Annotated in this window: 16 protein-coding genes; 3 read left to right on the plus strand and 13 right to left on the minus strand. The window is 38.4% G+C overall.

What is annotated here, in order from left to right:
- Nucleotides 1-11 precede the first annotated feature (11 nt).
- The 5 genes from copZ to JSQ81_RS07510 all read right to left on the minus strand — a co-directional run bounded on the left by copZ (nucleotide 12) and on the right by JSQ81_RS07510 (nucleotide 3,326).
- Entirely contained in the window at nucleotides 12-215 is a 204-nt protein-coding gene (copZ, locus tag JSQ81_RS07490; protein WP_246880412.1) for a copper chaperone CopZ, read from the minus strand.
- A gap of 86 nt (nucleotides 216-301) precedes the next feature.
- Nucleotides 302-589, minus strand: coding sequence for a metal-sensitive transcriptional regulator (locus tag JSQ81_RS07495; RefSeq protein WP_212607036.1), 288 nt, complete (start codon nucleotides 587-589; stop codon nucleotides 302-304).
- 131 nt (nucleotides 590-720) lie between these two features.
- Complete coding sequence (locus tag JSQ81_RS07500; RefSeq protein ID WP_212607037.1) at nucleotides 721-1,296, minus strand: redoxin domain-containing protein; 576 nt, start codon at nucleotides 1,294-1,296, stop codon at nucleotides 721-723.
- 241 nt (nucleotides 1,297-1,537) lie between these two features.
- Nucleotides 1,538-2,353 (minus strand): stage II sporulation protein P, encoded by an 816-nt coding sequence (gene spoIIP, locus JSQ81_RS07505; protein WP_212607038.1) that lies wholly within the window; start codon nucleotides 2,351-2,353, stop codon nucleotides 1,538-1,540.
- Nucleotides 2,354-2,402: 49 nt separating this feature from the next.
- Nucleotides 2,403-3,326: a plastocyanin/azurin family copper-binding protein gene (locus JSQ81_RS07510; protein ID WP_212607039.1), complete on the minus strand. Its 924-nt coding sequence runs from the start codon at nucleotides 3,324-3,326 to the stop codon at nucleotides 2,403-2,405.
- A 230-nt stretch (nucleotides 3,327-3,556) separates the two neighbouring features.
- Between JSQ81_RS07510 and JSQ81_RS07515 the strand changes: the two genes are divergently transcribed.
- Nucleotides 3,557-5,611: a copper-translocating P-type ATPase gene (locus JSQ81_RS07515; protein ID WP_212607040.1), complete on the plus strand. Its 2,055-nt coding sequence runs from the start codon at nucleotides 3,557-3,559 to the stop codon at nucleotides 5,609-5,611.
- A gap of 120 nt (nucleotides 5,612-5,731) precedes the next feature.
- On the opposite strand, the gene lgt is transcribed toward JSQ81_RS07515, so the two are convergent.
- From lgt to JSQ81_RS07555, 8 genes are all read right to left on the minus strand, one after another.
- Nucleotides 5,732-6,541 (minus strand): prolipoprotein diacylglyceryl transferase, encoded by an 810-nt coding sequence (gene lgt / locus JSQ81_RS07520; RefSeq protein ID WP_212607041.1) that lies wholly within the window; start codon nucleotides 6,539-6,541, stop codon nucleotides 5,732-5,734.
- Nucleotides 6,542-6,588: 47 nt separating this feature from the next.
- Entirely contained in the window at nucleotides 6,589-7,773 is a 1,185-nt protein-coding gene (gene ccsB / locus JSQ81_RS07525) for a c-type cytochrome biogenesis protein CcsB (protein WP_212607042.1), read from the minus strand.
- Nucleotides 7,773-9,422: a cytochrome c biogenesis protein ResB gene (locus JSQ81_RS07530; RefSeq protein WP_212607043.1), complete on the minus strand. Its 1,650-nt coding sequence runs from the start codon at nucleotides 9,420-9,422 to the stop codon at nucleotides 7,773-7,775. Before JSQ81_RS07530 ends, ccsB begins: the two co-directional genes overlap by 1 nt.
- A gap of 301 nt (nucleotides 9,423-9,723) precedes the next feature.
- A complete protein-coding gene (locus JSQ81_RS07535; RefSeq protein ID WP_305849484.1) occupies nucleotides 9,724-10,434 on the minus strand; it encodes a cytochrome c biogenesis CcdA family protein in 711 nt (236 codons plus the stop codon).
- Nucleotides 10,435-10,496: 62 nt separating this feature from the next.
- Nucleotides 10,497-11,231 (minus strand): urease accessory protein UreH domain-containing protein, encoded by a 735-nt coding sequence (locus JSQ81_RS07540; protein ID WP_212607044.1) that lies wholly within the window; start codon nucleotides 11,229-11,231, stop codon nucleotides 10,497-10,499.
- Nucleotides 11,232-11,254: 23 nt separating this feature from the next.
- On the minus strand, nucleotides 11,255-12,172 hold the full coding sequence (locus tag JSQ81_RS07545; RefSeq protein WP_249336671.1) for a F510_1955 family glycosylhydrolase: 918 nt from the start codon (nucleotides 12,170-12,172) through the stop codon (nucleotides 11,255-11,257).
- Nucleotides 12,173-12,187: 15 nt separating this feature from the next.
- The gene (locus tag JSQ81_RS07550; RefSeq protein ID WP_212607046.1) at nucleotides 12,188-12,865 is read right to left on the minus strand and encodes a response regulator transcription factor; all 678 of its coding nucleotides are present in this window, start codon (nucleotides 12,863-12,865) and stop codon (nucleotides 12,188-12,190) included.
- Between the two features lie 19 nt (nucleotides 12,866-12,884).
- The gene (locus tag JSQ81_RS07555; RefSeq protein WP_212607047.1) at nucleotides 12,885-14,246 is read right to left on the minus strand and encodes a HAMP domain-containing sensor histidine kinase; all 1,362 of its coding nucleotides are present in this window, start codon (nucleotides 14,244-14,246) and stop codon (nucleotides 12,885-12,887) included.
- A 215-nt stretch (nucleotides 14,247-14,461) separates the two neighbouring features.
- Between JSQ81_RS07555 and resA the strand changes: the two genes are divergently transcribed.
- Both resA and JSQ81_RS07565 read left to right on the plus strand, forming a co-directional pair.
- Nucleotides 14,462-14,998 carry a thiol-disulfide oxidoreductase ResA gene (gene resA, locus JSQ81_RS07560; RefSeq protein WP_212607048.1) on the plus strand — a complete coding sequence of 179 codons (537 nt, stop codon included), beginning with the start codon at nucleotides 14,462-14,464 and terminating at the stop codon, nucleotides 14,996-14,998.
- Between the two features lie 648 nt (nucleotides 14,999-15,646).
- Complete coding sequence (locus tag JSQ81_RS07565; RefSeq protein WP_212607049.1) at nucleotides 15,647-16,258, plus strand: recombinase family protein; 612 nt, start codon at nucleotides 15,647-15,649, stop codon at nucleotides 16,256-16,258.
- The last annotated feature ends 187 nt before the right edge of the window (nucleotides 16,259-16,445 follow it).

Consider the following 16,445-nt stretch of genomic DNA (forward strand, 5'->3'; position numbering starts at 1 on the left):
AATGTCCGAAATTAAACGATGTCATACCCTTGCTCTTCGATTGTTTCTTTAATCTGATCTAATGATGTTTTCTCACTATCAAACTCTATTGAAACATCACCACTGCCAAGATCCACTTTCACGGAAGAAACACCTGTTAGATTGCCCACACTACCTTCGACTGACTTGACGCAATGATTACATGACATTCCTTGTACTTTTAATGTTTCTATCATTTTGACGACCTCCTGTTCAGTTTTCAATTCAATTATACAATACCCCCGTACAGTATGTCAAGTGATAAATAAAGTTTTTTAGTCGTTTATTTCGTCATCGTTTTCATAACAGCCATTAATTCCTTAATAGCTGATTCACCATCCTGCCCTTTAATCGCATTTGCTACACAATGATGTGTATGATCTTCAAGCAAGGCCAAGGAAACCTTATTCATAGCTGATTGAATGGCGCTGATTTGATGTAAAATATCCACACAATAACGGTCATTTTCGACCATCTGATGAATACCTCTCACTTGCCCTTCAATGCGCTTTAAACGGTTTAGAAGCTGTTGTTTATTTGGCTGGACTGTTGTTTTTGTTGTTTCCTGCATGATTCTCCCCCCTTAACAAGTAATTACACGTACACATACCCCGTAACCCTATACTAACATTTTATTTTTTGAAGGTCAATTATATAAGTACGCATCTACTACTACAAAAAACATCATTGATCCGGTTTCATTTAATCAAGATTATCAACAAGTTCTTTTATCGTTTTTTCGTCCATCGGCCCAATAATCTTTTGCTTAATTGTCCCGTCTGTGCTAATCATATACGTCGTAGGAATTGTCATAATCCTATACTTATCCATTACTTCACCATCATTATCAAGCGGAATCGGAAATGTTAGCCCATACGCATCGACAAATTTCTCGATGCTCACGAGCCCTCGCTCTTCCGTAGTCATATTAACTGCAATGATTTCTACGTTTGCAGAATCCTTATGATTTTCATAGTAATTTTGCATATGCGGCATTTCCGCCTTACACGGACCGCACCACGACGCCCAGAAATTTAGAACAACTTTTTGTCCTTTATAGTCCGTCAGTTTTATTACGTCACCTGAAAGCGTGAGGAGTTCAAAATCAGGTGGAGTCTTTCCATTTTCAAGTCCTGATTCGTACCCAATCGTCGTACTTTCCGCCCCAACAACAATTGTATCGATTGGCCCCTTTGTTTCCTGTTTTGAATTAGCGATCAAGATCAGTATGCCGATAATTAAAACAGTTAATACCATATTTACAGTCGGTTTACTCACAATTGTCCCTCCAGTTAGACGTTTTGCGAAAAGCAATATATTTCCCTAACCAAAATCTGAGTTTACTCAGTACATATGGTTATCTTAATATCAAAATAAATACGCTGCTCATGCGATTAATCTAGTTAAAGCCCTCAGTAACTTCTATTCAAGTTACTAAGGGCTTAACTGTTTTCAAACCAAGTCATTATTCTCATTCATTTCTTTTGAATTTCTTCTTTATTGCATAGCCCAAGCAAAATTATTTTGTAGACTGCGCTTCACTTATTAACGTCTGAAAAACAGCTTCCGCAAGTACGACTGATGTCCTGTTCAGTTCCGCTTCATCATTACCAATACCACCTATTTCAACGAGAATAAGCCGCTCATGAAGGTCCTGATTATACTTTCCATCCACCCCATGACCTGATTTGAATACGATATTCTTTGTTATATTCGGCACTATCTGTTCCATTTCAAACATCATTTTTTCAGCCAGTTCTTGATTCAATTTGAAATTAGCGTGGTCACCCCCGATAACAAAAACGACTTGCGCAAACTTTTCCCCCTTATAAGTGACTGTTGTCCTATCCGCTTTAAGTGAGTCCCGGTGAATATCGAGTATAATGTCGTAAACCGCATCGTTCAAGGCTTTCTGTACATATGGCCGAACGACATCATACGATTTATGATACGGAATCCCTACTTTATTCATTTCTGCCGTAACATCAACATCAATAATATCCGTCCCCACTCCATTAAACTCCAATTGGGTTTTTACTTTTTCACTGAGAGCCATAATATTCACTTCCTGATGGGAAACCGCAATTTTCCCATCATGCTTTTGAGTGATAGGTTCAAATGCTTCATGTGAATGAGTATTGTATAAAAGGGCACGCATGTCTGTTTGTACTTCAGATTCCGTTTCGAAGATATTTGCTGCATAAACTATTTTTTGCTCATCAATTGGAACAACTGCTACATCTTTTGGTATTGCACTTGGAATCTGTTCTAAAATGATAGGTATAATAAAAAGGATGAAGATGAGTGAACTCCAAATTTTCAACGACTTTTTCATGGACAACCCTCCGTATACCAATATATGCAGCCTAGGTAAGCAAGATTATTTAACTTACAATAAATCGTCCAATCATCCCTGATTCCTTGTGTCCAGGAATAGTACAATAAAATTCATAGACGCCAGATTCAGTTACAGTAAATGTTAGAGTCTCCGTTTTTTTAGGTGCTGCATGCAAATGTAACAAGTTATTATCTCCCCCATGATTATGTTTGGATCCCTTTATCTTGTTAAAGGAGGAAGTCTTGATTTCAATGTCATGCTCAACCGTATCTAGATTTTTGAGAGTTAATGTGACTGGTTTATCCTTTTCAACAATAACTTCATTTTTCGAGTATTTCATTTCAACCGTTTCTATATCAATAACTTGACTATTCGTATTAAGTTCCTCTGTATTATTACTTGTCGGTGAGTGCTCACTATGTTGTGTTTCCGAATTCATCATTTTTTCGTTCTCTTCCGCCAATGAATTTCCAGCTATAAAATACACTGCGATAAAAATTGAAAGTAAGAGCGGTTTTAATAACCACCGTTTATTTTCTATTTTAGTTTTTTTTGAAGTTTTTAAAATGGCCATAACAAAAATTGTACTAATGGACAGAAATAAAAATATCTGTATCAAATTGATTGACTGGTTTACATTAATCATTTCGCCAACCATTGCCCCCATCATGCCGCCCATCAACCCAGCCATTACTCCTTCTAACACGGGGAGTATCCCGAAACAAAACCCGCATAAGGAACCTGCAAGTACACCTATAACCATGGATAGTATTGTCGAAGAATATAAATCTCCTTGATAAGTTACACCTAACAGAACGCCAGCAGTCAAACCGACATTCATTCCAAAGAACATTGAAATCATCATTCCGTGCATATTTCGTAATGTTTTCTTCCAATTTATCGCTAATGTAACGACAAAAAGTGTTAACAAACCAAGCGAACCTAATATGAATAATTCATAGTTCCCCATTAATCCCCCGCCTTTTTTAAACTAGAAGTTTATTTATGTTTCCATATTCCAATGAATGGTTATATACCTTATAAGGGTATGTGATATGTAAAGGCTAAATTACAAATATGTGAGTATAATCCTATATTTCCTATTATAGAAACAACGTAGATTTTGCATAGTTCCTGCATATTTAATAGGTATACTGAAGATATACTTGTAGTTTGACAAATTAGAAAGGAGTTAATTGTATGCCAAATCATTCACACCATCACCACGAGCCGGATAATCATCATAAAATTGATGAGAACCATAATCAAGAGGTTATGCATTCGCACGAGGAACATCACGATCACCATAATCATCATGCACATATGGTTGAGGATTTTAAAAAGCGATTTTATATTTCCTTAATTGTAACCGTTCCAATTTTGATTCTCTCTCCGATGATTCAGATGTTTCTTGATGTTGACTGGCGTTTTACAGGAGACTTGTACATTTTATTCGCACTGTCAACGTTTGTATTCTTTTATGGGGGATGGCCTTTCCTCACGGGGGCAAAGGATGAACTTAAAGATAGAAACCCTGGCATGATGACACTGATTTCCTTGGCTATTATCGTGGCATATGTGTACAGCACGGCTGCAGTGTTCGGTTTTGCAGAGAATGATTTCTTTTGGGAACTGGCTACACTAGTTGACATTATGCTACTCGGTCACTGGATTGAGATGCGTTCTGTAATGGGTGCTTCAAAAGCTTTAGAAGAGCTAGCCAAGTTGATGCCTTCTGAAGCTCATCTTATCGATGAAAATGGAAATATTACAGAAGTTGACGTAACGGAGTTGAAACAAGGTGATCATGTACTCGTCAAGCCCGGCGAGAAGGTGCCGGTCGATGGACAAATACTTGAAGGTAAATCGACAATTGATGAGTCAATGCTGACAGGCGAATCGGTTCCCGTTGAAAAAGAAGCGGGTTTGGAGGCCATTGGCGGATCGATAAACGGTGAAGGTTCGCTTGTTATTTCCGTTATGAAGACCGGTAATGAAACTTATCTTTCACAAGTAATTACCTTAGTTAAGGAAGCTCAAGAATCCAAATCACGGGCTCAGGACCTTGCCAACAGGGCTGCAAAGTGGTTGTTCTACGGTGCACTGGCGGCAGGTCTGATTACTTTCTTAATCTGGATTTCACTTGGCTATCCCGTTTCATTCGCCATGGAAAGAATGGTAACTGTTCTAATCATAGCGTGTCCACATGCTTTAGGGCTGGCAGCTCCGTTAGTGGTCGCTGTCTCAACATCCATTGCTGCTAAAAATGGACTTCTCATACGAAATCGGGCAGCTTTTGAAGGCGCTCGAAATATTGAAGCGGTCGTTTTTGATAAAACAGGTACACTTACAAAAGGTGAGTTCGGTGTAACGAATATCTACACATTTGGAGATTTTGGTGAAGAAGATGTCATTTCCTATGCTGCTGCAGTCGAGGCTCAATCCCAACATCCTCTTGCAAAAGGCGTAACTAGGAAAGCAGAAGAAATGGGTATACCTCTTCGACAAGTGAAGAATTTCCAATCATTGACCGGAAAAGGTCTGGAAGGGACGGTAGATGGAAAGCAGGTCTTAGTCGTCAGTCCAGGCTATGTGAAAGAACTGAATCTTGAATTTGATGAAGTTCAATTCAATGAGTGGTCATCGGAAGGAAAAACGGTGGTATTCACGTTAGTTGAAAACAAACTTGCCGGAATGATTGCCCTTGCAGATATTGTTCGTGAAACAGCTGTAGATGCCATCATCAAGCTAAAAGAAATGGACATCAAATCAATCATGCTGACCGGCGATAATTTAAAGGTGGCACATTATATAGGCGAACAACTTGGAATGGAAGAAATTTTTGCCGAAGTCCTTCCACATGAAAAGTCCGAAAAGATAGAGCATATTCAAAAAGTTGAACGTCTTCGAACTGCTATGACAGGAGATGGGGTGAATGATGCCCCTGCTCTTGCAAAAGCGGATCTAGGCATTGCTGTAGGTGCTGGAACTGATGTAGCCATCGAAACAGCTGATGTCGTTCTTGTCAAAAGCAATCCGCTTGATGTTGTAAATATTATAAAGCTTTCAAGGGCTACCTATCGCAAAATGACGCAAAACTTGTGGTGGGCTGCCGGATATAATATTCTTGCAATCCCGTTGGCTGCAGGTGCTCTCTATAAGTTTGGAATTGTTCTAAGCCCAGCAGTCGGTGCTATACTAATGTCTTTAAGTACTGTTATCGTAGCAATTAATGCACGTTTGTTGAAGCTTTGATGTGGTGATTATTAAATAACATTATCCGATGCAAAAACTCCATGGGGAATTCTCCATGGAGTTTTGTGACTTCTAAATAAAAAAATGTTGTTTTTTAAAAAATGCTTTCAAAGTTCCTGTCTATTCATCTTCGTAATTGACATCCACTTTTTGAATATAACGCCTGATAATAAGAATGATGATGGCGATTACAATCGCCAAAACGGAAACAAGTTGGGCCGCCCTAAGTTCACCGACGACATATAAACTATCCGTCCTCATACCCTCGATGAAGAATCGCCCGACAGAATACCACACAAGGTAGAACAAAAACATTTCGCCACGCTTCAATTTGACATTTCGTAACAAGATAATAATGATTAATCCAACAATGTTCCATAATGATTCGTAAAGGAACGTCGGATGATAAGTCACGCCTTCGATTGTCATTTGGTTCATGATCCAATCTGGGATGATTGTTGTCTCAAGGAACTTCTCCGAAACAGGTCCTCCGTGTGCCTCCTGGTTCATGAAATTGCCCCACCGACCGATAATTTGTCCTATTAGAAGCCCTGCCACTGCAATGTCAACCGTTTTCCAAAATGAAACGCCGCGAATCTTGGTGTAAATATACGTCGTAATAAAAGCACCGATCAGTGCCCCATGGATAGCAATGCCGCCCTCCCAAATTTGAATGATTTGCCCCAGATTGTTTTTATAATAATCCCACGAGAAAATGACATAATAAATCCTGGCACTGATGATTGAAATCGGAACCGCCCATATAAGTAGATCCGTAAGAAAATCCGGATGCATACCGCGTTTTACCATTTCTTTCTGAACAACTATAAAAGCTAGGACGATGCCAAGGGCAATTAAAATCCCGTACCAACGGACTTCGAACACCCCAAGCGAAAATGCTACCGGATTTATTGTAAGTAGATTAACCATGTATTAACCTCTCCCTTTCCGATTTTATATATCGGAGATTTGCCTTGTTATGCGTATGAATGCAACCCCGCGATAATCAAGTTCACGGCAATGAGATTAAACATAATGATGATGAAACCTATGACCGCGAGCCAAGCCGATTTTTCGCCTTCCCACCCTCGTGAGAGCCTTAGGTGAAGATAAGCCGCATAGAATAGCCATGTGATGAGTGCCCATACTTCTTTAGGGTCCCATCCCCAAAATCTAGACCATGCTTCATGTGCCCAAATCATTGCGAAAACTAGCGCTCCAAGTGTGAATACTGGGAATCCAATTAAGACAGAACGGTAACCTATTTCATCCATGATTTGAGAATTCGCCTTTTTTGCGAACGGCTGTAATAGCGTTGCAATTGGACGACGCAAAATAAGTCTAAGCAATAAATAGAGAACGCTACCCGTTGCAATTGACCATACAAGCGTCGTCAATGTCTTTCCATTGATGATTGCAGGCATCTCAGCAATTGGTGTCATCTTATCCGGTGTAAGCGATTCGTACTCATTCATGCCGAATAACGGCGGATAATTATATACAATTTGAGCTAGTTCTTCTTTTTGATTAATATAAGTAAATTTTGCTTCATATCCCATGACAGCAAACGTCGAAGATGACAAAATAAAACCGACAACGAGAATTAGTGTGAACATAACCGATTCCAACCAGAAACGTTGTTTAGACTTTTTCGTCATGTCGATATTTTTTAATAGAAAAACAAGGCCTGCAACTGCACTAATTGCAAGTATCGCCTCACCGATTGCCGCTGTAATTACATGCACCGTCAACCAATAGCTTTTTAATGCCGGGATTAGCGGAGAAAGTTCCCTCGGAAACATACTTGCATATCCAATGATAATGACTGCAAGTGGCAACGCAAACAGGCCTAGTGATGGTGTCCTGTAAAGGAAAAACAATAAGATGAACGCTCCTACAATCAGCATTCCAAAGGCAGTCGTGAATTCAAACATATTACTTACCGGTACATGCCCAGAAGCAATCCAACGTGTAACAAAGTACCCCAAATGCGATATAAAACCGATGATTGTAATAACAATTGCAATATTTCCCCATCGATTGTATTTATATGTGGCTTCCGACTTTGAACCTTTTACCGCCCCGCCGAAAAACATCATTGCAATAAGATACGCGATAAATGAGATGAGCAATAAATTCGCACTTAAAGACGCAAGTTCCATTATGAGTTGTCCCCTTTCACTTCATCCAAACTGGACTCAGCATCTTGCCTATCTTCGTAAGGTGGCAAGTTTGCAAAATCATTTACTTTATCAAAATCCTTTTTTAATCCAAACCAATTTTTATTTGTATGGCCGGCAAGGATTAATTCATTGTCTTCGCCCTTTTGAATCCAAATTCTTCTATGATTCCAATAGGATCCTTGTGCGACCCCGATCATAAAAATGATACCTCCAAGCAACAAGACATACAACGTCTTATCTTTTCGTATAACAAGTCCTGTAATGTCACGTGTCTCTGCACTGATAAATGTTGCCTTATAATCATTCTGTTCTGTTTCGAGTGTTTGACGTATCGCTACGAAACTCATTTCACCTTCCGGCTTCGAAGGTGTCACCATTTTGAAAATGAAGGCAGGATTGTTCGGTACTGGTGACTTTGATTTCGGCTCACCATCTTCAATGCCGTCAAAATCCGGATAAAAATCCTTTAGTTCCACATACACGCCTTCTCCTAGTTGATAAATTGGCTCGGGGTTAATAAGATCAATTGTAAATTCGCCAAGTGAAGTGTCCGATTTTTTTTCCGTTAGTTGGAAGGTCATTGATTTTAGTTCGTCCAGACGGTAATCCATCTGAAAAACATTGAATCCGTCAAAATTAAGAGGTTTGTTAACGATGATTGAATAATCTTTTACAAATTCCAACTTGTTGGACTCACCAGGAAGTCCGCCTTCCACATCTTTATATAACGTGACATCTGATTGGTAATTTTTTGCGATTGCTCCAACACGATCGATTGCTTCACTAAATACCTCGTCTTCTTCCTTCGAATAGGTCTCAAGAATGAATTTATTATTCTTTAAATAGTATCCTGGTGCACCTGGGAGGGCACGTGTCTCGCCTTCACGAAGCCAAAGTGTTTCATCAACGTAAAAACCTGGAAGTCCACGCAGTAGAACGCCAAGAAGAAAGATAATCAGCCCAGTATGGTTGACGTATGGACCCCATCTTGAAAATCGACCTCTTTCAGCTAAAATCGCCCCGTCTTCCGTTTTCACATTGTAACGTAGCGCTTTTAATTTTTCTTCTGCTTTAGCCATTGACGCATCCGGATCTTCAACTGTACCTGAACCGTAAATCCGTTGTCTTCTCATGAATGAGACATGGCGCTTCGTGCGTTGTTTTTTCAATGATTTGTATAAAGGTACAACCCTATCAATGCTGGCGATGATGATGGAAATTCCAAGCATTCCAATTAGCGTGATGAACCACCAGCTGTTGTACATATCGTAAAATCCAAGCTTATAATAAAGAAACCCTGCAACCCCATAATGTTTTTCATAATAGGCTGCTATGTCCACATCCCTTGTGGCGGGAATAAATAACTTTTGCGGAAACAGGGTACCAATTGCTGAAGTGGCAAGTACCGCAACAATAATGCTGACGCCTATTTTAACGCTAGAGAAAAAGTTCCAGATTTTATCGATGATAGATCTTTTATAGGTCTGCGATCTTCTGGCAGAACCTTCGTATCTCATGTCAATAAGCTTACTTTCTTTCGCTTCTTCTGTTTGCGGCCTTCCACAACGTTCACAAAGAATCGTGCCAAATGGATTTTCGTGACCGCATTGACATGCAATTTTACTCATTTTGTATTGACTCCTTCATCATTATTAATATTTATGGATGAAAGCATCTAGCATTACATCAAAACTCCATAAATTCTCCTATATTGAATTGTACATAGTAATTATGCAATATTTATGGAGCGCATAAGACGAGTATGTGAACGACCCTATTTATTGAAGATGTTTAATGTGTTACCTTTTTCTACAATTGATAATTAAAACCCAATAAAAAAGCCCGCTGATTAGGGCGGGCATGAAATGAAAACATTCACGTAATTGGTTGTGACTTTTTTTACATTCTTCAAATATTTAGCTTAATACATCAGAATCCCATAAACCCTCCAAAAAATGGACTTAGCCAAATAATAATATATGTTAATCCGTCGAAGAAAAGAAGAATACCGAGTGCAATCATAAGGTAGCCCCCGACCTTCGTTATTACTCGGTTGTATTTTTGTATCCATTTAACGCGAGTGATAAAAATCGATAGTAGGAAAAACGGAATTGCAAACCCTAAAACATAGACAAGCATATACCACATTCCAAATCCAGGATTTTGTGCAGCCATCATGAAAACAGCACCCGTGATTGGTCCTGTACATGGAGTCCATCCAGCTGCAAAGGCAAGCCCGATGAGGAACGTACCAAAATAGCCGGCTGGTCTATTCTTAAACTGTAATTTTTTCTCCTTCATAAGAAAACTTGGTGTAAAGAAACCTAGAATCATCAACCCAAAAATGACAATAAAAATCGCGCCTATTTGTCGGAGCAAATCCTGGTACTGATAAAAAAACGTACCAATAAGCGATGAGCTATATCCCAGAAAGATAAAGATAGCCGAAAAGCCGATGAGGAATACAATCGTATGGAAGATTCCGCTTTTCCGAAACTTCCCTTTATCCGTGTTAATTTCATCGAGCGACATTCCCGTAATATAAGATATGAAAGCTGGATATAGCGGTAATGTACACGGAGATAAAAAGTTTAATAAACCTGCACCAAATGCAAGAAACAAGTTCAAATCTGCCAACATCTATAGTAATCCCCTCTCAAAACATAAAAAAACAATGTAAAAGCCTTGATAAGTTTTATAAGTCAAATTCCCCAAAAAGTGATTGTATCAGCTATTCCTATAATAATAAGAATAGCACCAGCCAAACGTTGCACTATTCTACCAGTCTTCATGCTTCTCTTCATAATGATCCGCTTCGCATCAAAGAACCATATGAAGAAAAATAGGACAATAAGTGGCAGCGATGTTGCTACACCGAAAACAGCAGGTAATACAAAACCATAAGAAGTTGTTACAACCAATGGCATTAACCATAGGAAAAAGAGCACAAACATTGTTGGGCAGAAAGCGAGGGAAAAACTTGCACCCAACATGAAAGAACCTAATTTCCCATTTCGTAAGCGTATAGGAATTCGCATCGTTAATTTTCGAAGGAAATCTAGCCTAAGAATTCCTATTAATACAAAACCGGTAACAATAATAAGCGGGCCTATTACTTTACGAAACAAAGGAAAGTAGTCTGTTAGTGAGGTTTCAAATGTTTCACCAAAGAACCACACGAGTAACCCTAGAGAACTGAATACAGCAACTTTCCCAATAATAAAGAATAAAATTTCACCCATGTCATCTTTCATTTGAATCGTCCGGTTTCCATATAACGTTATAGCACTCATGTTTCCTGTAAGTTGGCAAGGAGCAACCGCCCCTACCAAGCCCAAAAGTAGCGCAACAACAATAGGGTATTGTTCAAAGGAATGTATAAGGATAGTGACTGGTTCAGTTATTGCTTGACTGATTTTCGACATCAATCCATACATTTAATAAGCACCTTCCGTTTTGATTATTTCTTCAATTTACCGTTTTTAGCAAGTGCATCCCAATTAGCCCCTTCATCTTTTGTCAGGAAAATATCATTATTATGTGTTGCAATTACAATTTCTTTTTTATCATCCGGATTAACTGCGATAAAGACAATTGGATTCATTTTTTCATTGGGAAGTTGAATAGACATTTCTTGATCGTTACCAAATGTAAATGTTTTGAGTTGTACTGTTTCATTTTCATAGCTTGAATAGTACCCACCATTTTCAGTCAAAGTCACAGATAGAACCATGTTTACGTTATTAAAAAGTTCAAAGTTTTCGCCGTAGTCCTTTGAAAGGAATATGCCATCTTTACTCCCGATTGCAATCATCTCTTTCTGCGACGGATGAGCAGCCAAATTTGAGATGAATTCCGAATTGAATCCGTTCATCGTGGCCTTATTCCAAGTGGTTCCCTCATCCAAAGTATAATGTAGCCCCCCTGTCATCTCTTCGGTTGGCATTTCATTGAGTACATAGATGGCGTTTGAGTCATAGCCCGCTGCAAGGTAATGAAAATCAATTTCCCCGTAAAATGCTAATTTATCAAAGCTCGCACCTCTATTTGTACTTTTGACAAGGCCAAGCGGATTTTTATAGTCGGATCCTGGTTCTGGATGACCACTTGAGAAAAAACCTTCACGTACCGCTTGAAAACCCATATAATCGTGCTTTTCGCTATTTGCTTCTTTCCATCCGTCTTTGTCATATTCGTAAAGTCCCTCGTGAGTTGAAATAACAAATTCAGGTCCACCATTTATATATCCCAAGCCATGCAAATGATCAAATTTGTTATTTGTCACTTTTCCAAAAGAATATGTTTTACTTTCACTACTACAAGCTGACATGACAACGACCAATGCTAGCAATCCCATGAAAACCCTCATTTTTTTCATCATACTACTTCTCCTTTAGCTCCATTTATATCCGATTCCCCATACCGTCTTTAAGAATTCTTCAATGGGAAACCCCGCAGTTTTTAATTTATCCCTTAAATTACGTATATGCGAATCCACTGTCCGGATATCTGTATAGGTGTTATAATCCCATGCAGCATGCAATAACTGTTCCCGCGTAAAAGTCTTTGTTGGGCGCGAAATTAAAGCTTCAATAATATAAAATTCTTTTAGTGTCAGCGGTACTTTCGAGTCATTATATTGTAATGAATACGTTTCTTTATCCAGCTTAAAATTACCGTTAACAATCATTTCTGTATCTTTTTCTTCGTCGGGGATACGGCGTAATAGTGCATGTACCCTTGCCGACAACTCTCTTTCATCAAAAGGTTTCGTAATATAATCATCAGCACCACTACCTAGCCCCTTCACCACGTCAAGCTTGTCGGTTCGAGCCGTCAACATTATGACAGGGACATCGGAAAACTCACGGATTTTTTCACACACTTCCCATCCATCAATTTCCGGCATCATAACATCCAAAAGCACAAGGCTAACCTTTTCCTTCTTAAGTATCTCCAATGCCTTCTTTCCGCTTGTCTCTTTGATGCATCTAAAGCCATGAGGAATCATAAATAATTCAATGAGATTTAACATCCTCTGCTCATCGTCAACTAGTAAGATTGTTCTCATGCAGGTTTTTAACCTCCCCTTAAATACTAATGGTGAACGTACTCCCTTTTCCTATGCTACTCTCCACTTCAATGCTACCATTGTGGGCTTCGACAAGTTCTTTGACAATTGCCAGACCAATGCCTGATCCTCCAGATGTACGGGAACGCGATTTTTCCACTCGGTAAAGGTTTTCAAAAATGAACTCAATCTCTTCGGACGGGATTCCGATTCCGAAATCTGTAACGGAAATAACTGACTTGTCCCCGCTCTTAGATACCTTTACTTTGACAACCGATTTTTCTGTTGAATATTTCAAAGCATTATCAAGTAAATTCAACATTATTTGCTCTAATCGCAATGGATCTGCATGGATTTCTAAATCTTCTTCGCATGTTAAATCCAGGCTAAGTTTCTTCATGTTAAAAGAAGGACCAACAAGCTTGAAGATATCCTCAAAGAACGGACGCGCATTAAAATATTCCTTCGAAACCGTGAAAATATTTTCATCCATTCTTGCTAAATCCAATAAGTTTTTAACGAGTTCCTTCATGCGGTCTGACTCTTCCGCAATAATAGAAAGATAGTGATTACGATCCGTCTCGTTGACCCCTTGTCTCATTGCCACTTTTGAATAGCCGATTAAGTATGTCAATGGAGTACTTAATTCATGGGCAATCGAGGCTAAGAACTCATTCCTTTCCATCTTTAATCGTTCCAAATCATCCGCAAGCTTTTGAATAGAGCCTGATAATTCACCAAGCTCGTCATTGCCAATGAACGGAAGACTTACATTGAAATCTCCTTTACTCAATTTCTCCGTCGCTTCTTTCATTCGGATTAAAGGACGCGTAAGAAATTTAGAAAGAATTGCGTAAATGATAAATAGTGCAACTACGCTTGTTACACCTGCCATTCCAAAATGCAAGTTCAACTTCCCGACTAACTGTTCGATAGCACGAGTATTTTGAAACATGATTACATAACCTGAATGGCTTGAGTCTACTTTATAGGGATGTGCACTAATGATATACGGCATCCCTTCCCAGTCTGATGCTAGAATCTTATCATTCTTCAATTGCATATCGTTTTCTGTAGGAAGATATTTAACTAGGGCACTTCTATTTTCTCCCGAGCTATGGAGTATATCACCTTGATTATTTGTAATGACAACTTCTCGGTCACTGTCTTTTTCCATCAATACAATGTGTTTCATTGTTGTATCTGAATAATATTCGACAAGCACGTCACGATGATTCGAACCGGTTGCCAATAGACGGGAAAATTCTTCATCAATTCTTGAATGAATGATACTTTGATGGAGATAAACAATAAGTGATACTTCCATTATTAGTACCGAAATGAAAAAATAGGCCGTTAACTTGGCCGAGATTCTGTTCACTTGAACATTCGCCCCTCTCCTGATTTTTAGTATAAAGAATAAATATGAATTAAATATGCAGAAAGCGACGTATAATAATTTTTTTTATACACAATCATGACAGCTTTGTGACTGCATAGTTTTTTGACAGATTTTTAGTATAGTAATTAACATAAATCAAGATAGTTTAGGTATGTAATCATATCCTGCTAATTCTAGAAGGGAGTAGCCGTAAGTTGAATAATAAAAAGAAGAATCGTTTGATTATGCGGTTAATGGTTTTAATAGTGTTGACAGTCGCTATTGTATTTGCAATATATAACAGCTTAACACAAGAAAAACAGGACGTATTAAAAGTTGGAGATCATGCGCCTGATTTCGTTTTGGTCGACTTAAATGGTGAGACCCATCAACTCTCTAAATATAAAGGTCAAGGCGTCTTCCTAAACTTTTGGGGGACATGGTGCGCACCATGTAAAAAGGAAATGCCCGCGATGGGACGGCAATATGAGGTTTATAAAGATCAAGGAGTTCAAATATTAGCTGTAAATATCGCAGAGTCTGATTTGAAAGTTCAAACTTTCGCCAAACAATACGGCATGAGCTTCCCCACCCTCATTGACAAAACAAAAGTTGTTATGGAAGCGTATAGCGTACGGCCGTTACCTACAACTTTTCTAATTAATCCAGATGGCAAGATTATAAAAATTATAACAGGTGAAATGTCTGAAAACGATATTAAGGATTATATGGAGCAAATAAAGCCTAGTTAAAACAGGCAATAGACTTATGCTGATTATGGCACTAGATATTAGAAATAAGGCAATCATTCCATCAGCCGAATGATTGCCTTCCTTTTTCTTTTATAATCAATTCCTTAAATATACGCTAGTTCGAGATTCTCTTGACTGCTCATTATTCTTCAGTCATGCCCTATTATTGGATTGGAATAGTTCGTTAGTTTATAAAAAAATTCTCATTACTTTTCCACTTCGCTTTATTTCTAACTTTTTATACGTCAACACCGAACCAAAAAAGAATATAGATGCAATCAGTGAGCCTAATGGCAACTCCGTTATAATTTCATCTTTATCAATGAGCGCTATTTCTTTAAATGGCCCAATTGCCGAACAAAATAAAAAAGTGCCCTTTAGCTACTCGGTAATTTGTGTTCCAAAACTCGTCCTTTTCTGAACATGCTTCTCCAAAATTCGAAAGTGACATTTGATTTCTTTCTAAACCAATTCATTCCGTTCATAAAAGTACACTTTTACGAACACTGTGCAACTTGCCAAAAACATAGCTTAAAACCGTCCAAAAAAGTATATAATCAATTACCGAACGTTCACCCATTTCATTGCAACTTTCCGAACGGAAATATATACTTATAGAAACAAACGTTCTTAAAGGGGTGTTCTATTTTGGAATCTCGTAAGTTTGGATACATCAGGGTAAGTTCAAAAGACCAAAACGAAAGCCGGCAGATGGAAGCAATGAAAAAGATTGGGATTAGTGATCGCGACATTTTTCTAGATAAGCAATCTGGTAATAACTTTCACCGCGAACAATATCAATTAATGAAACGAATGATTAGAAAAGGAGATATTCTTTATATTCATTCCCTGGACCGCTTTGGTCGTAGCAAAGACGACATTTTAAACGAGTGGCAAGAACTTACGAAGGAAATCGGGGCTGATATAGTGGTACTTGATATGCCTTTGCTGGATACTACAAAATATAAGGATAGTATCGGCAACTTCATTTCAGACCTTATTCTTCAAGTTCTATCTTGGCTTGCGGAAGACGAACGTGACCGTATACGAACACGTCAGCGAGAAGGTATTGATTCAGCCCTTGTAAAGGGTGTGAAATTTGGACGACCATCAATTAAGATAACAGATGATTTTATACTGGCTTACGAAAAGTGGAAGGCTGGAGAAATTACAGCAGTTAAAGCGATGGAAGAAGCAAATATGAAGAAAACATCATTTTATAAAATGGTGAAGGAGCATGAAATATTGTCTGAAAAATAGATCTGTAAATATTTTTCACATCCTTTTTAATAACCACTTCCACGCCAGAATAGAACCCGCTTGAATCCAATCCCAAAAATACCCGCTTTTAAGTCGTGAGGAAAAGAGTAAGTAAGCATAAAATAGCCCCCATCTTTCTATAGATGAGGGCTTATTATATCATACTAAGAGTTATAAACTTATACTT

It is taken from the genome of Sporosarcina sp. Marseille-Q4063 (genome assembly GCF_018309085.1).
Classification (GTDB): domain Bacteria; phylum Bacillota; class Bacilli; order Bacillales_A; family Planococcaceae; genus Sporosarcina.